The organism is Pseudoalteromonas sp., assembly GCF_018402495.1.
Classification (GTDB): Bacteria; Pseudomonadota; Gammaproteobacteria; order Enterobacterales; family Alteromonadaceae; genus Pseudoalteromonas.
Genome location: NZ_JAGYIU010000002.1, coordinates 394616 through 417949 on the forward strand (window position 1 = coordinate 394616; position 23334 = coordinate 417949).

The 23334-nt window shown below is 39.0% G+C and carries 23 protein-coding genes; 9 read left to right on the top strand and 14 right to left on the bottom strand.

Annotation, left to right across the window (positions count from 1 at the left end; all coding sequences use genetic code 11):
• Positions 1 to 26: 26 nt before the first annotated feature.
• The 5 genes from KG708_RS07300 to ilvY form a co-directional block, all read right to left on the bottom strand.
• Positions 27 to 719: a response regulator transcription factor gene (locus tag KG708_RS07300; protein ID WP_213608765.1), complete on the bottom strand. Its 693-nt coding sequence runs from the start codon at positions 717 to 719 to the stop codon at positions 27 to 29.
• Positions 720 to 733: 14 nt separating this feature from the next.
• On the bottom strand, positions 734 to 1099 hold the full coding sequence (locus KG708_RS07305) for a DUF3019 domain-containing protein (protein ID WP_213608766.1): 366 nt from the start codon (positions 1097 to 1099) through the stop codon (positions 734 to 736).
• A gap of 13 nt (positions 1100 to 1112) precedes the next feature.
• Positions 1113 to 1952, bottom strand: coding sequence for a MipA/OmpV family protein (locus tag KG708_RS07310; protein ID WP_213608767.1), 840 nt, complete (start codon positions 1950 to 1952; stop codon positions 1113 to 1115).
• A 111-nt stretch (positions 1953 to 2063) separates the two neighbouring features.
• Complete coding sequence (locus tag KG708_RS07315) at positions 2064 to 3110, bottom strand: GGDEF domain-containing protein (protein WP_213608768.1); 1047 nt, start codon at positions 3108 to 3110, stop codon at positions 2064 to 2066.
• Positions 3111 to 3199: 89 nt separating this feature from the next.
• Positions 3200 to 4105, bottom strand: a complete 906-nt coding sequence (gene ilvY / locus KG708_RS07320) for an HTH-type transcriptional activator IlvY (RefSeq protein ID WP_213608769.1) — start codon at positions 4103 to 4105, stop codon at positions 3200 to 3202.
• A gap of 137 nt (positions 4106 to 4242) precedes the next feature.
• On the opposite strand from ilvY, the gene ilvC reads away from it, so the two are divergent.
• Together ilvC and KG708_RS07330 are read left to right on the top strand one after the other, a co-directional pair.
• Complete coding sequence (gene ilvC / locus KG708_RS07325; RefSeq protein WP_213608770.1) at positions 4243 to 5715, top strand: ketol-acid reductoisomerase; 1473 nt, start codon at positions 4243 to 4245, stop codon at positions 5713 to 5715.
• A 157-nt stretch (positions 5716 to 5872) separates the two neighbouring features.
• Positions 5873 to 7792, top strand: coding sequence for a methyl-accepting chemotaxis protein (locus KG708_RS07330; RefSeq protein ID WP_213608771.1), 1920 nt, complete (start codon positions 5873 to 5875; stop codon positions 7790 to 7792).
• Positions 7793 to 7858: 66 nt separating this feature from the next.
• Here the strand turns inward: KG708_RS07330 and KG708_RS07335 are convergent, their stop codons facing one another.
• Positions 7859 to 8200, bottom strand: a complete 342-nt coding sequence (locus tag KG708_RS07335) for a GIY-YIG nuclease family protein (protein WP_301003357.1) — start codon at positions 8198 to 8200, stop codon at positions 7859 to 7861.
• A 142-nt stretch (positions 8201 to 8342) separates the two neighbouring features.
• Between KG708_RS07335 and bamE the strand changes: the two genes are divergently transcribed.
• Positions 8343 to 8702, top strand: a complete 360-nt coding sequence (gene bamE / locus KG708_RS07340) for an outer membrane protein assembly factor BamE (protein ID WP_013465523.1) — start codon at positions 8343 to 8345, stop codon at positions 8700 to 8702.
• A 50-nt stretch (positions 8703 to 8752) separates the two neighbouring features.
• On the opposite strand, the gene KG708_RS07345 is transcribed toward bamE, so the two are convergent.
• Entirely contained in the window at positions 8753 to 9076 is a 324-nt protein-coding gene (locus KG708_RS07345; RefSeq protein ID WP_013465524.1) for an RnfH family protein, read from the bottom strand.
• Positions 9073 to 9513, bottom strand: a complete 441-nt coding sequence (locus KG708_RS07350) for a type II toxin-antitoxin system RatA family toxin (protein ID WP_213608773.1) — start codon at positions 9511 to 9513, stop codon at positions 9073 to 9075. The genes KG708_RS07345 and KG708_RS07350 overlap by 4 nt, the downstream gene beginning before the upstream one ends.
• A 148-nt stretch (positions 9514 to 9661) precedes the next feature.
• Here KG708_RS07350 and smpB point away from each other — a divergent pair, with 148 nt between their 5' ends.
• Positions 9662 to 10141 (top strand): SsrA-binding protein SmpB, encoded by a 480-nt coding sequence (gene smpB / locus KG708_RS07355; RefSeq protein WP_013465526.1) that lies wholly within the window; start codon positions 9662 to 9664, stop codon positions 10139 to 10141.
• Between the two features lie 545 nt (positions 10142 to 10686).
• Positions 10687 to 13290: a TonB-dependent receptor gene (locus KG708_RS07360; RefSeq protein WP_213609321.1), complete on the top strand. Its 2604-nt coding sequence runs from the start codon at positions 10687 to 10689 to the stop codon at positions 13288 to 13290.
• Positions 13291 to 13348: 58 nt separating this feature from the next.
• Here KG708_RS07360 and KG708_RS07365 read toward each other — a convergent pair whose 3' ends face one another.
• Together KG708_RS07365 and fadR are read right to left on the bottom strand one after the other, a co-directional pair.
• Positions 13349 to 13954: a peroxiredoxin C gene (locus KG708_RS07365; protein ID WP_213608774.1), complete on the bottom strand. Its 606-nt coding sequence runs from the start codon at positions 13952 to 13954 to the stop codon at positions 13349 to 13351.
• Between the two features lie 236 nt (positions 13955 to 14190).
• Positions 14191 to 14904: a fatty acid metabolism transcriptional regulator FadR gene (gene fadR, locus KG708_RS07370; RefSeq protein ID WP_008109093.1), complete on the bottom strand. Its 714-nt coding sequence runs from the start codon at positions 14902 to 14904 to the stop codon at positions 14191 to 14193.
• A gap of 793 nt (positions 14905 to 15697) precedes the next feature.
• Between fadR and dsbB the strand changes: the two genes are divergently transcribed.
• On the top strand, positions 15698 to 16216 hold the full coding sequence (dsbB, locus tag KG708_RS07375) for a disulfide bond formation protein DsbB (protein WP_213608775.1): 519 nt from the start codon (positions 15698 to 15700) through the stop codon (positions 16214 to 16216).
• A gap of 1 nt (position 16217) precedes the next feature.
• Positions 16218 to 16520 carry a hypothetical protein gene (locus KG708_RS07380; protein WP_213608776.1) on the top strand — a complete coding sequence of 101 codons (303 nt, stop codon included), beginning with the start codon at positions 16218 to 16220 and terminating at the stop codon, positions 16518 to 16520.
• A gap of 12 nt (positions 16521 to 16532) precedes the next feature.
• Here KG708_RS07380 and KG708_RS07385 read toward each other — a convergent pair whose 3' ends face one another.
• Positions 16533 to 16826 carry a ComEA family DNA-binding protein gene (locus KG708_RS07385; RefSeq protein WP_213608777.1) on the bottom strand — a complete coding sequence of 98 codons (294 nt, stop codon included), beginning with the start codon at positions 16824 to 16826 and terminating at the stop codon, positions 16533 to 16535.
• 296 nt (positions 16827 to 17122) lie between these two features.
• On the opposite strand from KG708_RS07385, the gene KG708_RS07390 reads away from it, so the two are divergent.
• Positions 17123 to 17422 (top strand): YebG family protein, encoded by a 300-nt coding sequence (locus KG708_RS07390; RefSeq protein WP_213608778.1) that lies wholly within the window; start codon positions 17123 to 17125, stop codon positions 17420 to 17422.
• Positions 17423 to 17632: 210 nt separating this feature from the next.
• On the opposite strand, the gene putP is transcribed toward KG708_RS07390, so the two are convergent.
• Positions 17633 to 19144 (bottom strand): sodium/proline symporter PutP, encoded by a 1512-nt coding sequence (gene putP, locus KG708_RS07395; RefSeq protein WP_213608779.1) that lies wholly within the window; start codon positions 19142 to 19144, stop codon positions 17633 to 17635.
• Between the two features lie 342 nt (positions 19145 to 19486).
• On the opposite strand from putP, the gene KG708_RS07400 reads away from it, so the two are divergent.
• The gene (locus KG708_RS07400; RefSeq protein WP_213608780.1) at positions 19487 to 20710 is read left to right on the top strand and encodes an HDOD domain-containing protein; all 1224 of its coding nucleotides are present in this window, start codon (positions 19487 to 19489) and stop codon (positions 20708 to 20710) included.
• A 206-nt stretch (positions 20711 to 20916) separates the two neighbouring features.
• On the opposite strand, the gene KG708_RS07405 is transcribed toward KG708_RS07400, so the two are convergent.
• Together KG708_RS07405 and KG708_RS07410 are read right to left on the bottom strand one after the other, a co-directional pair.
• Complete coding sequence (locus KG708_RS07405) at positions 20917 to 22332, bottom strand: IS4 family transposase (RefSeq protein ID WP_213607579.1); 1416 nt, start codon at positions 22330 to 22332, stop codon at positions 20917 to 20919.
• A 269-nt stretch (positions 22333 to 22601) separates the two neighbouring features.
• On the bottom strand, positions 22602 to 23333 hold the full coding sequence (locus tag KG708_RS07410) for a VacJ family lipoprotein (protein ID WP_213608781.1): 732 nt from the start codon (positions 23331 to 23333) through the stop codon (positions 22602 to 22604).
• Position 23334 lies beyond the last annotated feature (1 nt).

Below are 23334 nucleotides of genomic sequence, written 5' to 3' on the forward strand. Positions count from 1 at the left end.
TAACCTAGCCTAATACCTTGCATTTATTACATATCCCACGCATCTGATACAAATAAATAGCCTTGCCCCCACACCGTTTTAATACGGTAGGGCTTATCACTGTTATCACCGAGCTTTTTACGAATACGTGATACACGAACATCCACCGTGCGGTCTAACCCGTCGTACTCACGCCCTATCATATGTTGATGGACATGCTCTCGACTGAGAACGTCACCAGCATTTGAAGCCAATAACCACAGCAATTCAAATTCATGAGAAGTCAGGACAATTTCAACACCGCTTAGCTTTACAATGCGGCTGGTTTTATCTATTGATAAGTCACCAAATTGAAGTTCTTCAATTGCTTTAGCGCTTGGCTGTCCACGACGAAGCAATGCATTAATTCGAGCAAGTAGCACGCGCGGCTCTGCAGGTTTAATAACGTAGTCGTCAGCCCCTAATTCTAGACCTATCACTTGATCAAAGTCTTCGCCCTTTGCTGTTAGCATTAAAATAGGGAGGGTGTATTTATCACGGACTTGTCGACAAACACTAAAGCCGTCTTTTCCAGGTAACATTACATCTAAAATGATCAAGTCGACGTGATTGTCACTAAGATAAGGGAACACTTCGTCACCGCGTTCTAAAACGTCAACTTCTAAGCCATTATGCTCAAGATAGTCTTTGGTTAATTGTTGCAACCCTAAATCATCTTCAACAAGTAATATCTTTGGCATTTACTGCTCCTAAATTAAAAAAAGCTCCAAGGTGAGCGTAGCCGATGTTTTTTCTTAGCGTATGCGGTTTGCACTTCTATTTGCACACTCGCTAACGATACACCTGTATGGGGATTAATCAGGGAGTATATGGTCTCCACCTGAACACGCGCTTTATAACTAAGTTGGCCTTTTTTTGCACCTTGCCAGCATTGTAATTGTGTATCTTGTTGGTATAAACACACATCGCTAGCCGCTGACAGTTGCCACTTAAATTTTAACTCAAGATCACAAAATTCTTGTTGTTCGGAAACCACACAGACTTTGGGTGATACGTTAAGTGAAGAGGCTTTTGCAACGCAAGCGTTGCTAAAAAATGAAGCTGCAAGCACAACCAACATAAAACACTTCATATTAAAATGTATGTTCGAATCCTATAAAGGCGGTCATTGAATAGTCATGTTCAAAAAGCGGGCTGCTATCCATTGCTGAATAGTCATAATAGGCTAAATGAAAACGAAGCGCGTTGACTTCATCTACAGGCCAACGGGCATCGATTTTAGCATAAGGTTGCCAACTACTACCAACTTCTATTTCACCATAAATAGATTCAGCGCTATTTAAACCATAAAAGTAGTTATTTAGTTGGGCTGATTTGTAATTAACGCCTAACGTCGACTTTAACGTTAATTGCTTAAACTCATGATGATATTGCCATTGCAACGATCCTCTGTAGCCATTATAAACGCTGTTTACATCATGCAACAATTGCGCAGAAAATACCTGCTGCTGCTTTACAAAAAAATAGCTGATACCGACATCAAGTGCGACTCGTCTTTTTTGTATATTATTTATACTTACTTGACGAGGTGAGTCAGTGTGCAGCGATTCTAATATCTCGTTCTCAGCGGTTGCTTTAAAGGGGAAAATATTTTGTGGATGCCAATCAATAAAAAAACGTGACTCAGGGTTAATTTCTGACACAAAACTAACGTTATGCTGTTTACTTTGTAAAAAAGAATAACCAAGGCGGCCATTATCAAAAAACCAATTTTGACCATAATAAGCCACTTGCGGAATAACAACTAATGGGATGTTATCTGCACCATATAAAGGGTTTGTGATCACCCCAGCACCAACACTCACACTAAGGTTAAAATCATCGGTGGATATATATTGCTGCTTCTGAGCAATCGCATTAGTGCTTAATAGCACTAATAACAGGCATATGTTTATTCTTAGATGGAACCGCATGAAGTTAATCGCTAGTTTATAAAATGGCTTTGACCCTATAGTAGCAAGTAGTATGAACACAAGCTCTAGAGGGTTACAATCATTAACAAATTTGATACAAACAGAACACGTTTACATATCGGCCGCTATTTCGACCCGATTACGACCATGGGTTTTAGCTAAATAAAGTGCTCTATCTGCCTTTTCAACTAATAAACAGCTTTTACTAAAAGGTTCCATTAAAGCAATGCCGAAACTGGCTGAAATATTACGTTTATTATTACTGTCTTCTTTTTTACGAATCGTCAATTTGGCAATGCTCAAACGAAGCTGATTACAAAATGCCATCGCATCATTAATGCTTTCAAAGTAACCCGTAATACAAAATTCTTCACCACCAAAACGATAAGCTCTGTATTGCTCTTGTACACTATTTTGCACTTTTTGAGCTACTAGCTTGAGTACCTCATCGCCTTTTTGATGGCCAAAGTCGTCATTAAAACGTTTAAAATGATCAATATCGAACATAATCAACACCGCTAATTTACCGTGTTCATTTTGTGAAGAGGCGTGCAAACAAAACTCAACAATGTCTGTATCAAACTTACCGCGATTAAATAATCCGGTTAAGGAATCTTTATCAACCGCTTCTTGGGTCACGCTGAGCGCTTCTTTTAAATCTTTAATTTCGTTGTACGCTTGCGCTAATTTGGTTTGGAATCCACGGGCGTAATCTTGCATCGCAATTGATTCGTCAGTTAGGCGCTCAACGCAAGACAAAATCTCATTAAATGAGTTAATACTAGAGAGCGTTTTTAATTCATTTTGTGAATCAACTAACGAGGTAGTAAAGCTTTTCGAATATTGAATGGAGTCACTAAGATCAAACTGCATTTGCTCTACGGTGCCATGAAACCTTTCAGACATTTGTTGGAAAAATGCTAGCTCTTCTTCGTTAACATACTTATCAAAAATTTCCTGTGCAGTCTCAACTGAGCACGTGTTGTACTGACCTATTACCTTATCTAGCTCTTTATTAAGTTTAGGGTTATCACCCTGCACGTAACAGTACCAAATAGCATAGTTGATTGGCGTTACAGGCATTTTGTATTTAACCATTAGCGGAATAGCTTTTTTTAAACACTGGGCAGAATGAGCAAGTGAGACCGTATTATTCATAATTAAAAAACTCTTAGACATCACAACAAAGATGTTAATAAAAAACAAATACAGCTTTTATATTAACATTTTTTTATCATTCAACAAGTCTATATTATGTTTTCCCCTATATTTTGTGCGATATTCCACAATGCACCAATAGCAGGATCATTTAATTCTTTATGCAGTACCGCCAAACCAATTTTAAACCCTTTTGGTGGCTCGCCTTCATAACGCAAAACCTGTACCTTATCGTTTAGCGGACTATTATCGAGTACAATTTTTGGGATCATTGCCACGCCTAAGCCCAAACTAACCATAGATACCATAGCTTCATGCCCTGCTACTTGCGCGTACATTTTTCCTTGCACATTATTTTTTCGCCACCACTGCTCCAACCTTTGTCTTGAAAATCCTTGTTCAGCAACAATAAATTCAAGCTCAGACCAATCAATAGTTTCGCTACTAGTGGCTAATTTTTCTGTGATCGGGCATTGAATAGTCGGCGCAATTAATACCAATGGCGAGTAGCCAATATCTACAAATGCAATTTGTGCAGGTAATTTACTGGGTCTGGCTGCAATGGCCATAGATTCATGTCCATCTAACACTCGGTTAATAGCCAAGGCGGGATCACCCGTATTTAAGGTAATTTCAATATGCTGATGCTGAGCTCTCAGTTGCTCTAAAATATGATGCAAAAAACTGTATGATGCAGTAACGGAGCAATAAAGGCTCACATTGCCATAAATATGTTGTTGCGGTTCGTTTAAATTGGCCTTAAAAAGCTGCCAATTACTAAGCGTTGCACTGGCATACTCCTTAAATGCAACGCCTTCGCGGGTAAGCTTTACACTGCGATTATCACGCTGGAATAACATCACCCCTACTTCATCTTCTAACTGCTTAATATTACGACTTAAAGTGGGCGCACTTATGTGGCATAACTCACTGGCACGAGAGAAATGAAGCGTTTTTGCCAACGCCAAAAAGTAATTTAAATGCTTATGATCCATAACAACACCAGTATTTCATATTATGAAACACTTTAATTCAAATATATCATTTTACGCAAGAAAAGATTTTCCATATTGTTATTCCAAGCAAAGCAAAAGCAATGCATCTAACAAACTGAATTAATGGGAAACTTATCATGGCAAATTATTTTAATAGCTTACCTTTACGTGAACAATTAGCGCAATTGGCACAATGTGAATTTATGGGCGCAGACGAATTTAACGACGGTGTTGCTGCACTTAAAGGTAAAAAATTGGTAATTGTAGGCTGTGGCGCACAGGGTTTAAATCAAGGCTTAAATTTACGTGATTCTGGTTTAGATGTAGCCTATACACTACGTGATTCAGCAATTGCTGAGCGTCGTCAGTCATTCTTAAATGCATCGAACAATGGCTTTACTGTTGGTACTTACGAAGAATTAATCCCAACAGCCGATGTAGTACTTAACTTAACACCTGATAAACAACACACTGCGGTTGTTAATGCCATCATGCCATTAATGAAACACGGCTCAACCCTTGCCTATTCACATGGCTTTAATATTGTTGAAGAAGGCATGCAAGTTCGTGAAGACATTACCGTTATTATGGTTGCACCAAAATGCCCGGGGTCAGAAGTACGTGAAGAGTATAAACGCGGCTTTGGTGTACCTACATTAATTGCGGTTCACCCAGAGAATGACCCTCAGGGCCATGGCTTAGCACAAGCAAAAGCCTATGCAGCAGGTACGGGTGGTCATCGCGCGGGTGTACTTAAATCATCGTTTATCGCTGAAGTGAAATCTGATCTGATGGGCGAGCAAACCATTTTATGTGGCATGCTACAAACTGGCTCTATTTTATGTTTTGACAAAATGATTGAAAAAGGAATTGATGCCGGTTACGCCTCAAAACTTATTCAATATGGCTGGGAAGTGATCACAGAAGCACTTAAATATGGCGGTGTTACTAATATGCTTGACCGCCTGTCAAACCCAGCCAAAGTAAAAGCGTTTGAGCTAAGTGAAGAGCTTAAAGTCATTATGCGTCCTCTTTATAACAAACACCAAGATGACATTATCGATGGCACATTTTCTCGGGTAATGATGGAAGATTGGGCAAATGATGACGCTAACTTACTAAAATGGCGTGCTGAAACTGCAGAAACTCATTTTGAAAAAACCCCTGCAGGTGATGTAGAAATTGCTGAGCAAGAATTTTTTGACCATGGTATTTTAATGGTGGCAATGGTAAAAGCAGGCGTAGAACTGGCATTTGAAACCATGACAGCGGCCGGTATCATCGCAGAATCTGCTTATTATGAGTCACTACATGAAACGCCACTGATAGCCAATACTATTGCGCGCAAAAAGTTATTTGAAATGAACCGCACTATTTCAGATACCGCTGAGTACGGCTGCTATTTATATAACCATGCGTGTTTACCGCTTTTACAAGAGTTTATGCAAGGTATTGATACTGATGTTATTGGCAAAGGCTTAAATGTTAAAAGTAATCAAGTAGATAACCAAACTTTAATTCAAATAAATACCGCACTGCGTGAACACCCCGTTGAGAAAGTAGGCGCAAAATTACGTGGCTACATGTCGGCAATGAAAAAAATAGTGTAACTCTGTAACCCTAGAATTTTCACTTGTTAGAAACCAAGCCCACTTGCATTTTGCTGTGGGCTTTTTTTTAAGTGTAAATTAATCATCAATAGCTGAAAATAAATAATGTGCTAAAATAATCCCCCTCATTGCCTCAGTTTTAAATATAAGCACTATCATGACGATACAAAATCTCTCTATTACTCAAAAAATAACAGCGCTTGGAAGCATTATTGCTATTTGTGTTGCTGTATTAATTGGTTTGACGTCTTTGCATAACTCAAAGAATATTATTGAGCAACGCATGATCGAATCAGAACTGCCAAGTAAATTACAAACAATCAGTAATCATATTGGCGGGGAGATCAATGAACTTTTAGGCGCAGCACAGCAGCTTTCTGCTAATACCTTTATTTTAGATTGGGCAAATACTGGCAACAACAACGACACGCTATTACTTAAAGAGCTCAATCGTTTGGTTGACCAATACGATCTTGCCACTGCTTCGTGGGCGAATAAAAACACTGCACAATATTGGAATCAAGATGGCTTTTTACGTGTTTTAAAAAATGATGCCGCAGATGGCTGGTTTTTTGCTTTTACACAATCAAAGCAACCTTACTCAATTAGTATTTATCAAGAGTCTGAAAACGATGTAAAAATGTTTGTTAACCACCAACAACCTAATGGTTTAGGCTTGGCAGGCTTAGCAAAAAGCATTACAGACATGCAAAAGCTACTACAACAATTTAAAATTGAGCAATCAGGGTTTGTATTTATTGCCGATAAAAACGGATTAATACAGTTACATAAAGATGCTGCTAAAGTCGCTAAGGTTAATATAGATAGCCTTTACAGTGCCAACATTCATAACAAATTACTTGATAAAAACGGCTTCGCATTAGAGGAAGTGAATATCGACGGGCAAGCCACACTGATTGCAGCAACACCGATTAAAAACACTGACTTATTTGTATTAGCTCAAGTCCCAAAAAGCGAAGTTTTCGCAAGCGTAAACACTCTAGAGTGGCAAATATTCACCTTTACTATCATCACTGCGCTAATCGCAAGCGTCATCAGTTACTTATTAGCTCGCTCTTTAGCTTCACCGTTATCAACAATGGCGGAGTTGTTTTCTCGTTTAGGCCGTGGCGATGCTAATTTAGCTTATCGCCTACCTACATCACCTCAACCTGAACTCAATAATTTAACGTCCGGCTTTAACCAGTTTATTGAAAAAATAGAAACAGCCATTGTGCAAGTAGCTAATGAGAGCCATGGTATTCGTCAAAGCTCTGATCATGTCTTTGCGCAAGCCAAGCAAAACTCTTTAGCGCTTGATAAGCAAAAAGAGCAAACTATTTCAGTTGCAGCAGCCATTAATGAAATGGGTGCTACGGTGCAAGAAATAGCGCAAAGTGCTGCTAATGCCGCTAAGTTAACCAACGATAGCCGCGATAACACCAAGCAAAGCCATCAACAAGTGTTACAAAGCCAAACTACAATCTCTGCCTTAGCTAGCGACATTGACGGCATAACCGAGCAAGTTGCTTTGCTTTCTAAAAAGACTATTGATATCGCTAGTATTGTGGATTCAATTAGAGGTATATCTGAACAAACTAACTTACTGGCTCTCAATGCAGCTATTGAGTCTGCCCGTGCTGGTGAACATGGACGAGGCTTTGCTGTAGTTGCTGATGAAGTAAGAGCGCTGGCAAATCGTACGTCACAATCAACCACTGAAATTCAATCAATGATTGAAGAGCTAACCCATATTTCAGATGACGTTGTCAGCGATATCGGTCAATCAAAAGATAAAGCACAACAAAGTGTAAGCGCAATGCAAAACTCGGTTGAGTTACTTAATACCATTACTGAAACAGCCAATGAAATTAACGACATGGCGACCTTAATTGCCACCGCGACCGAGCAGCAAAGTAGCGTTGTGAATGATGTAGGTCGTAGTATTGAGCAAATAAGTGAGATCAGTGATAAATCAATGAGCGAACAAATCAATACAGAACAAGCAATCCGTGATTTAGCCACCAGTGCGCAGACACTTGACGCCCTTGTAGCCACCTTTAATCAGTCACGTTAATTGATAAATTCCGCCTCTGTACAAAAATAGGGGGTGCAGAGGTATATTGGGTTTGCAAAACCGAGATCATTTGCCCACATCAACAGTATCATCCCCATTTCTTAATGTTGCCCTTTTATAATTGAAGCTAACTCCTTCTTTAAAAGCGGCAACATAGGCCTCTTTTTTTGCTCGTGGAAGTTTTTTAATCGCATATTCTAATTTACTTGCGTCGCTTTTAGTCCCAACTTGTTGCTGGTGAATGAGCACCAGCGGTCCTTTCCCTTTGAGGTTTTTTGCCCCTTTACCCGCTTGGTGCGTTGCTAAACGACGCGCTACATCCACTGTAATGCCGGTATACCAATGACCAAACCGTGTTTGTACAATATACAGTGACCAAGCAACCGGTTTACTTTTACTATTGCACAACTCTTTGTTTAAACTTTTTTGATTATTAATGGTCAAAACCTCTCCTTAATACGCTAAACAAAAACAATTACTCAAAAGGGTTTTACCTTGAGTGACTAATCGGTATCATGCAGATTATAAAAAATAAGGATCACAACTAACAATGCAGTCGTTAAAAACTTTTTCTCTTTGGCTTATTGTCGCTTTAACGCTTAGTTCAGCCGCAGGTTGTTCTAGCTGGGTGTACAGAATCAACATCCCTCAAGGTAACTTTTTAGAACAATCAGACGTTGATAAGCTTCGCGTTAATATGACTCGCGAGCAAGTAATTTATGTACTAGGCAGACCGATTGCCGAAGATGCCTTCGATAAAAATACCTGGCGTTACGTTTACAGCTTTAATAAAGGGCGCGCTAATGAACAATATAAATCATTAGTATTAAACTTTGAAAATGAAAAGTTGGTAACGGTCTCTGGTGACTATGAGCAACCAGAAAACTTTACAACCCCTTTAGAGCAATAAGCCATTTGGGTTTAATTTAAAAAGGTGAGCATGGCTCACCTTTTTTGTATCTAGCGATCTAACGGTCGGCCACCAGTTACTTTATTTGCGCGGCCCTCTTCTTTGGCTTTTTCGGCGCGCTTTCTGCGGGCATCTTTAGGATCGGCAATCAAGGGGCGGTAAATTTCAACTCTATCGCCGTCTTTAAGTTCATGATTAAGCTTTACCGTTCTGTTCCATACACCTAAGGTTAATGCCGTTGCATCAATTTCAGGACATTTTTTAATAATACCTGATTGGATCACGGCTTGCTCTGCGGTGGTACCTTGGAACACTTCTATATTTAACGTGGTTGCTTTCGTTGGTAACGCAAACACAATTTCAATATTGATCATGCTCGCTCTCCATACACCGCTTTTGCACGTTGAGTAAAGGCACTCACCATATTTTTAGCCACATCATTAAAAATTTTACCAAACGCAAGTTCTATTAACTTACTAGAAAATTCAAAGTCTAGCTGTAAATGTACTTTGCACGCATGTGCATCTAATTGCTGAAAATGCCAACGACCTTGTAAGGTTTTAAAAGGCCCATCGACCAAGCGAAGCATTACCGTTTGCTCATCAATTAGCGTATTTTCAGTGGTAAACCATTTTTTTATACCGGCTTTAGATATTTCTAAGCTGGCGGTCATGTTATTATTATCTTGCTTAATAATTTTTGAGTCTGAACAATTAGGTAAAAACTGCGAATAAGCTTCTACATCATTGACTAGATCAAACATCTCTTTAGTGCTGTACATAACCAGCGCACTTTTTTCTATTTGTGGCATACTCACTCCCAACTGTGTGCAGGAATTTTAGCAAGCTTTGTGCGTTTCCCCAAACTTTCATCGCGCTTAAATGAATCCTTCGCTTTTGCATGTATAATTTAAAAAAATCGATGTAAAACATCTAGTATAACGTATATTATAGGGCACTATGGCTAAGAAAAATTCATCAAAATCGACAAGTAATACCATCGCGCTAAATAAAAAAGCGCGACACGAGTATTTTTTACACGACAAGTTTGAAGCAGGTATTGAACTCCAAGGCTGGGAAGTAAAAAGTATCCGAGCAGGTAAAGTAAATATCTCTGAAACTTATATTCATCTTAAAAACGGTGAAGCATTTTTATTAGGTAGTACCATTCAGCCTTTAAATAGTGCATCAACCCATGTTATTTGTGACCCGCTGCGTTATCGTAAGTTATTACTCAGCAGACGTGAACTTGACCGTTTGGTTGGTGCAACTGAGCGTGATGGTTATTCATTAATTGCCACAGCTATGTATTGGAAAAAATGCTGGGTAAAGCTTGAATTCCATTTAGCAAAAGGTAAGAAAATGCATGACAAGCGTGAAGACGGTAAAAATAAAGATTGGTCCCGTGAAAAAGAACGCTTAATGAAACATAAAGTTTAAATAAAAACGCCTAACATCATGTTAGGCTTTTTTTTGCTAAATTTTTAGGAAAATACAAATTATTACAAAATTAAGTCAAGTGGCGTTTTATTTTTAAACAATACCTAAAACGCCTCCAAGCACCCTATGGCGTGCCTTTCATTAATGGCGTTTATTCAAAGGGCGCAATACATAGTCGTGTCAACCACAAAATCATACTCACACCTAATTGATAACAGTTAAGTTACATGATATTAATAATTGGACTTGTAAAAACAAGTAAATTATAACATATCAACAAGGACTTAAGGATACATACCAACCCTTTATAGAAAATGGACACTCAGCGAGAATTTAAAAGTGCTTAGGCAAGGCATTTGAGTGAATTAAGAGTGGCCCTCTTTAGAATTCAAAAAACGCAGTTTAAGCACTTTTAAAACTCGCCCTATGGGAGAGCATCTGCAGAATTTTCTCTGCGTTACCACTCTTCGTAATAGAACCCACTATTACATCATCATGGTGCCTTGATAAAAGTCAGCAGAACGCTCTCTGAGCAAACATTTTCTATGATGGATTGGTATCGCTCAATTGCATTTACACCGAGCTTAATCATCGGTGCTACTATCGCATTGTCAGCAGGTTTTAGTACAACGACTTATGCTGCACAGCAAACTGCAGAAAAAGTAGAACGTATTCAAGTAACAGGCTCTCGTATCAAACGTTCGGACATCGAAGGCCCGTCTCCAGTACAATCCATTAATAAAGAAGACATCGAAAACATGGGTTATGACAACCTACAACAGCTTCTTGAAAGAATGCCTGTTGCAGGTAATGGTACTTTTTCAACCCGTGGTAATAACCAAGACTCAACCGCAAATGGCTCAGCTGCCGTCAGCCTTCGTGGCTTAGGCGCCGATGCTACCTTGGTACTTATTAATGGTCGTCGTGTTGCTATAAGCGCATTTGCTGAAGGGATCACCAATTCATTTGTTGATATAAACAGTATTCCTGTTTCAGCCATCGAACGTATTGATATTTTAAAAGATGGCGCATCTGCAATCTATGGCTCTGATGCCGTGGCAGGTGTTGTAAACGTTATCTTGAAAAAAGATATTGACGGTATTGAAGTAAACTTAGGTTACGGCGGCACAGATGGCCCTAACTATGAAGAAACTACAGCCAGTATTGTTTGGGGTACTACTAGTGCAAAAAGTAGCGCATCCGTTATTATTGATTACTTTAAAAACACCTCTTTATCATCAGATGAAATGGGAAGCCTAGGCACAGCTAATCAATCGCCATATGGCGGTATGGATTTTCGTTCATCTCGAGGCTTCCCTGGCTACTTTTATGTTGATGGCGTCAAGACAATTGATCCTGCTTGCCCCGCAGAAAATGCAACATCAAGTGGTAGTTGTTTATTTGACTATGGCCCATTTGGCTATATTGCACCGGCATCAGAACGTGTAGGTGCTATTTCACAATTTGAATACCGCTTTGATAATGGCATAACGGGCTTCTTAGAAATGGCCGTGCAACACAATACCTCTGTAGCTGCGGGTGCACCGACACCTCTTGATGAGGATGCAGGTTTAACGGTACCTGGCAGCCACCCTAATAACCCATTCGGTCAAGATATTGAAATTGGTCGATACAGAACGGTTGATGCAGGTGCCCGTCAATGGGATATCGAATCAGACACATTACGTTTTGTTGCAGGTTTAAAAGGTGAAATAAATGATTGGAGCTGGGAAACAGCGGTACAAAAAGGACGTAGTAAGTCATTACAAACTGGGGATCGCTCACAAGGTTGGGTACGTACCGACTTCTTACAACAAGAAATTGATGCTGGTAACTACAACCCATTTGGCGGCACTTACAACGATCCGGCTGTAATTGATAGAATTACTACGAGCTTGGTTCGTCAAGGCGAGTCTCATATTACGTCGTTCGATGCTAACATTTCAGGTGAAGCATTTAGCTTTGGTGATGATGTTGTCATGATGGCGGCCGGTATTGAATACCGCGAAGAGGACGTGACTGATACGCCAGATGATCAATTCCAACGAGGATTAATATTTGGTACCGAGTCAGTGTCAGCTGCGGCAGAGCGTGACCAATACGCTGCCTATGTAGAGTTTTCAATTCCACTTGCTGAGAACTTAGAGCTACAACTTGCTGGTCGTTACGATGATTACAGTGACTTTGGTACCACAACCAACCCTAAAGTTGCTTTACGCTGGGCACCTACAGATGAAATCACAGTGCGTGGTTCTTGGGCGCAAGGCTTTAGAGCTCCGTCACTTGCACAAGTAGGTTTAGGGCCATCTCAAGAGAGCCAGTTCTTTATTGATAACTACCGCTGTGATGCAACAGGTAAAGATTGTGATGCGCTAGATTACAACATTGAATTTGCTGGTAATCCTGACTTAGAGGCTGAAGAGTCAGAATCATGGAACGTCGGCTTTATTTGGGCACCTACAACTGACTTTGGTTTGAGTGTAGATGTATGGAGTATCACCCAAGACAATAAAATTGATGAGCAAGCGTTTGGTCCAATTTACAACTCAGAATGTAATAACCAAAATAGCACTGTCTGTGTTCGCTTACCACCGTCTGGTACAGACAGCTTAGGCACTATCCAAAAGATTTACAGTACTTTTGAAAACGTGTCATCACAAGAAGTTTCGGGCGTCGATATTTCAGCAAACTACAATCACTCATTGGATGATTTAGGCTTACTAAAATTCAATTTAGAATGGGCTTATCAAGATAAATTTGAAAAAGACGGCCGCGATTACACTGGTGAATATGGTTACCCAGAGCACCGTTGGATTTTCTCAACTAACTGGGAAATGGGTCAGTTCAACACCAACATGAACATTAGTTATGTAGGTGAGTTTGAAGATACGCCAGATATCGATTTCGATGGTAACTTAGACTTCGATAGTAATACATCGCGTACTGTTGATTCACAAGTACTGGTAGATTTACAAACATCATACCGTATTACTGAGTCAGCAAAAGTATCGCTAGGTGTGAACAACTTATTTGATGAAGAGCCACCGTTTGCAATTGGTGACGGTGATGCCGACCTTTATGGTTACGCATCGGGTGTACACAACCCGCGAGGTCGTTACATTTACACTAAAGTGAGCTTTTCGTTTTAATTTAAAATAATAAAAAAACCGCCATTTTGGCGGTTTTTTCTTAAACTAAAGGGCTAAATTATAGCTCGCCTTCGTTTTCAGATAAGAATTTAGCAACGCCTTCAGGGCTTGCGTCCATTCCTTTTTTACCTTCAGTCCAACCAGCAGGACATACTTCACCGTGCTCGCTGTGGAATGCTAGCGCATCTACCATACGGATCATTTCGTCGATGTTACGACCCAGTGGTAAGTCGTTCACTACTTGGTGACGTACGTTACCTTCTTCATCAATCAAGAAAGAACCACGAAATGCAACGCCCGCTTCTGGATGTTCTACATCGTATGCTTTACAGATTTCATGTTTAACGTCAGCAACTAAAGCGTATTTAACTTTACCGATACCACCGTCTGCAACAGCAGTGTTACGCCATGCGTTGTGTGAGAATTGTGAATCGATAGAAACACCAATTACTTCTACACCACGTTTTTGAAATTCTTCATAACGCTTATCAAATGCAATAAGCTCAGAAGGACATACAAATGTGAAATCTAGTGGGTAGAAAAAGATTACTGCTTTTTTACCTTTGATATTTTCATGAAGGTTATAGTTATCTACAATTTCACCGTTACCAAGAACAGCTGCAGCGTTAAAGTCTGGTGCCTGGCGGCCTACTAATACACCCATTTTATTCTCCAAATATTTTGAGTTTATTGTCAATTGCTTACGCAATACTGATACTAATATGGGCACTAACTTTTAAATTACAATAGCAACCATATTTAATTTGTCGTTATTCTATGACCATCAAAAATAAATTAACAATCGTATTTATAGATAGCACCGTTCTAAAATAACGAACGCCTAATAAAATTGCTAATTTAAATCTGATAAAAAAACCTGCTTTAAGCAGGTTCTTTTTATTAATCCATAATGTCGCTAGGCATATCACCGCGAATATGTTGCCATATTTCACCGGTTTGATGACCATATTTACGCATCATAAATATTGCACCATCATGCTCTTTATTCTCAGCAAGTTTAGTTAAGTCTTTATAAAACTGGCGTGCAAGCTCGCGAGTGCGAGGATCTGAAAAGTAATGGCAACCAATCTTAGAATAAAAACCTTTAAAGCCATTTAGAATCAAAACATAAATACGATTATTACCAGCAACAGCTAACTCGTGATGAACTTTATAGTCATAATCTGCAAACGCTTGCGCACTATCTTCTAGTTCATCACTTTGCGATAAAATTTCGATAACGCGCTCTGGTGCAAGCTTTATTGCTGCACGAGTATAAATTGCACTGATATTAGTGCGTGCTGAAAGCAGTTGATCAGTGAGCTCTGGCATTTTATCTTCATCTAAGCGTGCCAGTGTTTCAAGGATATTTAATCCTGAGGTTTCCCAAAAGTTATTAACGCGAGTAGGTTTACCATGTTGTATTGTTAACCAACCGTCTCTAGCTAATCGCTGTAATACTTCACGTAATGTGGTTCTAGTAACACCAATTAACTCTGAGAGTTCACGCTCAGCAGGCAGAATTGAACCTGGAGGAAAATCACCATTCCAGATTGACTCTACTATGTATTCCTCAGCAAATCCTGCTGGGCTTTTTGCTTTAAAAATTCTCATCCAATTCCTACTCGAATTAATTCACATTACACTGATAGCTACGATTAACTGACTGATTGTACCAGACAAGACGCAACTAACAAGTAAAGTAAGTCATATTACAAATTTGATCATACACACCTAAGGTGAGATTGTTGCACAGCGTGAGATTTTTGGTCTGATAAAAAGGCCAGAATTGGCTTTTAATTGAACACGTAGAAACTCAGTTGGGTGGCGCCTTCAGCTTAACCAACCTACATTTTGACGTAGGTCGGGATAAAGCGCGCAGCGCCGCCATCCGACAAGAATGATGAATTGACCTAAAAACAACCCAACTTACCAGGTTGTCATTCGACTCGCTGAGCCGAGGGTCACCCATTAGAAAGTGCCGGTCAAGCAGGTAGCTGTGTTTTCTTGATCTTTTATTTAAAAAATCAAGGGCGTATTAGCATTTAAACAGTGATACGATTAAATCACTTTAGCTTAAGTGGTTTTCTACTATAAAAAGTCAATACTTCTCATTATTTTGATTGCTTTGTGACTTCGGGAAAAATTAACCTTTTGGTGTCAGCTAAAATGTATTTATACCAAACACAAAATTTTAATTACATGAATGCACAAATTAAGTGGCTTTAGTCACACATTAAAAAGCTTAGCTTCCTCCTTCGTTTTATTTAGTTTATTTTAAAATTGGCTAATAAAGATTAAATTTGGTTTTTAGTAGATTATTATAACGTTTCTCCTTCCCCCTTTTACTTGCTCCACTGTTTATCCTACGTCATAATCTAAGCCCTTATTTAAATACGGATTTGTTATGAACTGGCTTGCTAATCTTAGTACACAACGTACACCTTGGTTATTATTTAGTGGGATTGTTTTTCTACTGGAAGTAACGGCACTGTTTTTCCAATACAATATGGGATTAGCGCCGTGCATTATGTGTATTTACCAACGAACAGCGGTATTAGGCTTACTTTTTGCGGGTATTATTGGAGCCAGTAAACCAAATAATCTCGCAGTACGTATTGTTGCTTACATAGTGTGGGGTATATCCAGTGTGTGGGGGCTACTGATTGCCCGTGATCACATTGACATGCAAACAACCACCGATCCATTTGCATTCAGTTGCGAGTTTGAACCGAATTTTCCAGAATTTATGCCATTACATCATTGGATACCGCAATTTTTTGAGGCAACAGGTGATTGTGGGAACATAGATTGGCAATTTGCAGGCTTAAGCATGCCAGCATGGATGGAAATTATTTTTGTACTATTTACCGCCACACTTTTTGTATTAGTGGCTAGTCGATTAATTACTAAAAAGTCACTTTAATATGTTCACTTTTTTTTCAAGCCAAGTTGATGAACTTAAACACTTAAAAGTCCGTCAACGACAAACCGTTATTGCTATCTCGTTAAGCATGCTCTCACCCAGTGATAGAGTGTTAATGAGAATAGTTAAGCTTATGTTGTTGAGCCCATTTTTTTTAATATTTACCCTCTTCGAGGGATGGTTACTTATTCCCTTTTTAATTGTAGCGGGTTTAAGCTATCCATTATTAACGGCACCGGTCGATGTCAATTTTGCGAAAAAACACCTTGAGGGTGCGTTAAAAAGGTTTGAACAGGGCGCTTAGCGCCCTAATTATTTAAAAAGATACCTTACCATCGAGCTTAGTGAGCATTTTTTTACCCACTCCTTTTACCTTTGCAATATCTTCTAGTGAGGAAAATTTACCGTTTGCCTCTCGATAATCAATAATTGCTTGTGCTTTTTTCTTGCCTACACCTGGTAATTTTGTCAATTGCTTAATGTCCGCTGTATTAATATTCACCATGGCTGCTTGCATCTGCTCTGCAGCTATATTGCTTTGCGCAAACGTTGCACCTATAGGTAATAAACATAAAGCGGCTGCAAATGAGATCATTTTAATTAATTTCATAGTATTTCCTTTTGTGTTCATACATGAACGTTAGTAGATTGTTTACATTCTGCACTTTTAATTCCTTTTGTGACTAAAAGTACGAACGATAAAAATCACTCCCTGCGAACTCCTGTACAACAACGCGTTATAAAGTGATGTAATAAATAAAGTAGAGTTAACCTTTCTTGTCAACCAAGCAGCATATAAACTAAGCCAAAGCTTGCAAAACATCTCACAAGCTTGTACTGTATATAAAAACAGTAATCTAATGATTTAAATTAATCATATTGCCACGTAAGTAAGCAGGAGAAATCATGGCTGTTGTTGTTAAATATGTTGTAGAACGAAACGGAGTCGAGCGCATGACGTTTACTACTAAAAAAGAAGCCGATGCCTATGACAAAATGCTCGATATTGCCGAGTCACTAGAGCTCATGCTTGAAAAAGTAGATGTGCCACTAAGCGAGCAACAAGTTGAGTCACTCGCACTAGAAATTGCAAAAAGTAAAGACGAGTTTATGGCTGTTCTTAAAGGTACAAAAGAAGTGTCAACAAAAGCTAAAAAACCAAAAACTGATAATGTTGCAGATATAAAAGATAAAGCGGCAAGTTAGCACTTTTTAAAAGCTCAATAGTCATTATTGATATAAAAGCTGGGTTCGGTATGCGAATTCAGCTTTTTTATGTTTTTAAATAATAATTACTAAAAGCGAGTAAGTTGTTTAAACGATAAATCGTCTCTGCTAAAAGCCAGCCAATAAAAAATGCCAACCAGTTAAACTGATTGGCATTTTTAAAAGCTAACACTACTTTAGGTTAGCTATTTACAATGACGATTCAACTTCATCAAATAAATCGGTGATTTCTTTTTTCGGTTCAGCTGTCACAAGGCTGCCGACCACAATAGCAATACTGGCTAAAATGAAGCCTGGTATGATTTCATAAATCACACTGCTTAGGCTCTCACCATTAATGGTAATAGGTGCATAAATCCATACCAACACGGTTGAGGCACCAACAACCATTCCGCTAATCGCGCCTTTTAAGTTCATTCGCTTCCAGTAAAGGCTAAACAATACAAGTGGACCAAACGCAGCACCAAAACCAGCCCATGCATTACTTACTAAATCGAGTATTGAACTATCACGGTCATACGCTAAATAAATAGCAAATAAAGCCACTAATATAACGCTAATACGACCAACTAGCACCAATTCTGTTTGCGATGCACTGCGGTTTAAGTAAATCTTATAAAAATCTTCTGTTAGTGAACTTGAACAAACTAATAATTGCGATGAAATAGTACTCATAATCGCCGCTAAAATTGCAGCCAATAAAAAACCGGCAATAAGCGGATGAAAAATTAATTCCGATAATACTAAGAAAATTGTCTCTTTATCGGCAATCGGCATTTGGTTTTCGATCATGTAGGCTGCACCAAACAAGCCGGTAAATACTGCACCAATTGCAGATAGGGTCATCCAAGACATACCAATACGACGCATAGTTGGCATTTCTTTTACTGAGCGAATAGACATAAAGCGAACAATAATATGTGGCTGACCAAAGTAACCCAACCCCCATGCCATGGCTGAAATAATCGCAACTGTAGAGCCACCTGCAAACCAATCAAGCATGCTTAAAGAATGAACTTCACTTGCTTTTGGCGAACTTAATAATTGCTGATAGCTTGCATTTGCTAAAGTATCCAAAAATGGCTGATCTAGCATCATGAAAGTAGCGATGGGCACTGCAAGTAAAGAAATAAACATGATACAGCCTTGTACAAAATCTGTAAGGCTAACTGCTAAAAATCCACCAAATAAGGTATAAACCACAACCACACCTGTGGTGATATACAAACCCATTTCATAGCTCATTTGAAATGAGTTTTCAAATAACTTACCACCTGCAACCACGCCTGATGAGGTGTATAAAGTAAAGAAAACAATAATTACAATTGCAGAAATAACACGTAGGATATTTTTGTTGTCATCAAAACGGTTTGCAAAATAATCTGGGATAGTAATGGAATCATTTGCTTTTTCAGTATAAACACGTAGTCTTGGGGCGACTAAAAAATAATTTGCCCATGCACCTAATACTAAACCAATTGCAATCCAAACTTTACTCAACCCAAATAAGTACATAGCACCTGGCAAGCCCATTAAAAGCCAACCACTCATATCTGATGCACCAGCTGACAAAGCAGCTACACTAGGGGCTAAATTTCGACCGCCTAACATATAGCCCGATATATCGCTAGTAGATTGCTTATATGCGTATAGCCCTATTCCTAGCATTACAATAAAGTACAATGCCAGTGAAATAATCATACCTGTTTCCAAATCCGCCTCCACTCAAATAAGTAATAACAGGCTTTTAATCCAAATAATGACTCTTGAAATCTTAGAATAAAGACAGTATTGGAATAAAAGCTTCTACCCAACTATAACACGGTAATTACCAATAACTCCAACCTACTTATTTTAGTACATAAAAAACTATCTACTCGCTCATTTTTAAAACAAACTATATAAAATCAGTAAATTTAGATTAGAAGTGACTGAGTTAACCAGTAAATTTTATTAATAATATTCATTTTACCAATGCTATTTTGAATGTTTTCCCATATATTATTACAATGTTAATTGTTTTTTACCCTTACGGATCCGCTTATGTATTTTTACGCCGCTCGCCAACCTATTTTAGATCGTAATAAAAAGCTGATTGGCTACGAACTATTATTTCGTGACGGAGTAGATAACGTTTTTCCTGATATAGACGGCGACGAAGCAACATCGCGACTAATTGAAGGCAGCCAATTTAACTTTGGCTTGGAAGATTTAACCGATAACAAACCTGCTTATATCAACTTTACCTTAGACACCTTGTTAAAAGGCTACCCTACGCTGTTAAATAAAGAAGGAGTGGTCATTGAAATACTGGAAACTGTTCAACCTGGTAAGCGCCTTTTAGCAATTGTTAAAGACCTAAAAAGTAAAGGTTATACACTAGCCCTTGATGACTACGTACATCAACCTGTATGGCGTCACTTTTATCCGTTTATCGATATCATTAAAATAGACTTTTTAGCTTTTAATATTGAAGACGTGAAAAAAATTATCGAGGATTTAAAGCCTTATCCACATATAAAGCTACTTGCTGAAAAAATTGAGACGTATGAGGTGTACAACCATGCACTTGAACTGGGCTTTGAGTACTTTCAAGGATTTTTCTTTTCAAAACCAGAAATGATACAAAGCAAAGCGCTGCCACCATCGAGTATGACGTTAGCAGAATTGCTCTATGAAACGTCGAGTGTAGAAATGGATCTTAAAAAAATCACTTCTATATTTGAACGCGATGTGAACTTATCCTATAAATTACTACGCTACTCAAACTCAGCAGCATTCACTCGAAGATCAGAAATAAACACTATAAAGCAAGCGCTTATCGTATTAGGTGCAAATGAAATAAAAAAACTACTCTCTTTATTATTTGCTGCCCAAGTATCAGCTGATAAACCATTAGAACTCATTAAGCTGTCGTTAACACGCGCGCGCTTTTGCGAACTATTAGCTATTTCAAATAGTAAACTTAATGATACAGGTATGGCGTTTTTAACCGGTATGATGTCGCTTATGGATGCCATACTAGATGAAGAGATGGAGAGCGTTATGCTTAAATTACCGCTTTCAAATGAGATAAAAACGGCGCTGCTGAATAATGAAGGCTTGCTTGCAGAATACTTAAACTTGGTAACGTTATATGAGCAGGGTGATTGGCAAGCAGCTAACGACAAAGCCCAACAACTAGGCTTAGATGATAAAGTAGCAGAGGCTTACCATGAAGCACTCAACTGGGTTAGCGAACAAATGCAGATAATGATTGATAATTAAAGCGCTCATCAGGATCTGTTGACTTTTCAAGGTTAATTTTGCAGCAGTCTGTTTAGTATTTAGGCAAGGCAGAGCCTATGTAGTGTGGTTATTCCCCATAAATAGGCGATAACGCAGCATCAATGCCAAACAGGCGCAGCCCTTCGGGTTCTGCCTAGGGACGGTTTACTCTTTGTTGCCTACATGGATGTAGGTCTGTCTCTTGATCACAACTTTTCTGTCTGCTGAATTGATATTAACAATTCGGCAGATTCGACCATTTCTGCTAATTTCAACCACCCCTTCCAGAGTGCTTTTACGCCAACTCGACCATTTCTTTTACTGTCATACCACCCTCCCAATTTCGCTAAACTATAGTATAGCCAATGAAGAGACGGTACTTTATCCGGCAACACATCCTTTTCAACCTTTGCCCATAGTAATTTCCACGTCATCTCTTTAACACAAGCTGTACATCTCACTTCTTTGTCTAATTCACTCCTTTGCGCCATATTTTGCAGCTGTAATAACCTGACAGCAATAAACGCTTTAATGATCGCAATTCGTAAAATATTATCACTGTGCTGCAAACGTAAATCTTCTACTTCGGTTCCATCTGTTTTCCATGTTTTATGAAACTCCTCTACACGCCAGCGAAGTTCATAGTATCTTACTAATTTCTGGGCATCTTTTGCTGTGTTTATGGGCTCTGTCGTATATAAAATCCAACATAATGGATTTTTTTGCGTGCTTTCTTTTTCCTGACAGACAATGACATTAACACTCAATGTCGGTGATTCTTGCCCTTGAACTCGCTTAGGCTTGGCTAGTGTTATAGGTTGATAGCTCAATGTAATTCGGGCCTGACGCGCTTTTCTTCCCGCACGTTGCGCTATATTAATAGTGTAACAACACTGACCCTGCGCTGTTTCTATTAACTGGTTGAGATTGCATTGAGGCTCTATTAATTTTCTATTTTCTTTTGCTCTGACTAAAAATCGATGCCCTTCATCTTTTTGGTAAGTCATGTACTCATAAATGTCAGCCTCTCTGTCGCAGATGTTAAGTATATTTGATAATTCACCTGTACGTTTTTTTATATCCATTAATGTTTGTTGCCAGCGATAGCTTTCTTTCTCTTCGTAAGGGCGTTGCTGTTGTTGATCTTTAGTCCCTTTAACCTTTGATTTCCTAAACCAATAGTATTGGTCGAGTAAACCAATAACGTGCTCCGTATCTGCATCAATTGCTAAAGTTGAATGCGCATATAGCGTTCTTGTTTTTGATGGTTTTCCTAATGTATTTGCACAGTTCACATCGCCTAATTCTTTACAAACACTGTGTTTAAATGTCAATCCTGTCGTATCTTGGATAGCGAGAACCAAAGGCAACTGCTTTACCGCTTCACTCGTTTGTGAGAACCCCGAATCGGCAATCGCTTGAGGGGATATTTTCTCATTTCTAATGAAACGATAAGCGGCTTCAATTTTTGCGGGTGTATCAGAAGCCTTAACAATTGAGCTGTCTGCATTCTCAGCCATATCGCTTGCTAGTAGAGCTAATCGTCGGGTGCGTCTCGGATCTCCTAAATTAGCATTACCAAAAATTAATTGAGCCCATTCTTCAGAAGTGTTTATGTGCATACGATAAATCTATGAGTGATGATGATCGATTAGATCACAGATTTATCGATATTCAAAGACTTGTGTATAAGAGACAGGGATGTAGGTAAGGGGCGTGAGCAGGACGCGGAAGCTTTGCTCGGTTTTTACTTAGCCCACTAGGTTGCAAACCTCTTGGGGCGATTAAACCGCTCCTAGTTTGAACAAATTGTAATCCGCAAAGGTCAACAGAGCCTAGTAACTAATAACTAAAAATGAAACGCCAGCATTTGCTGGCGTTTTTATTTTTATTAAAGACTTTCTAGGAAATCCTCATCAAAATCATCAGGCTCTTCTTTTATTGGCGGGTTGCCATCATACAGCTCGTATAACTGACGCTGAAAGTAAATGTCTTTAATAAACAAGTATGGATCTAGCGAATCATTCAATAGCCCCTCTTGAGCCATTAAAGACGCACGAGCTTCAACCGCTTTTAACGCAAACACTAAAATAGTTTGCGGTGTAGTTAAAGCGATCTCAGGTAATACAACATTATCTACAACATCACCAGTTAAATTACGAGCAGTAGAAGGCCCCATTGCTGGGAGCATTAAATAAGCGCCATCGCCCACCCCCCAAACACCTAAGGTTTGGCCAAAGTCTTCATCATTTACTTCAAGTCCTAACGAACTTGCCACGTCAAATATACCAAACACACCTACAGTAGAATTTACTAGAAAACGCGCAAAGTTAATTCCGGCACTACTTGGTTTGCCTTGCAACCCTGCATTAATGATGTTAACAGGTGCTGTAATATTATCAGTAAAATGCACAATACTGCGGCGAACAGGCTGAGGTGTCACTGTTATATAACCCACAGCGGCTGGCCTTAAAACATACGTATCGAGCACATCCATATTAAAGTCGTAAATAGGTCTATTGACGCTCTGTAATGGATCGCGCTCATCATATTTACTCTCGGGCACTTGAGCGCATCCCGATAAAATAAGTAAACACGACAAAAGTAAGCCTTGTTTTAACATC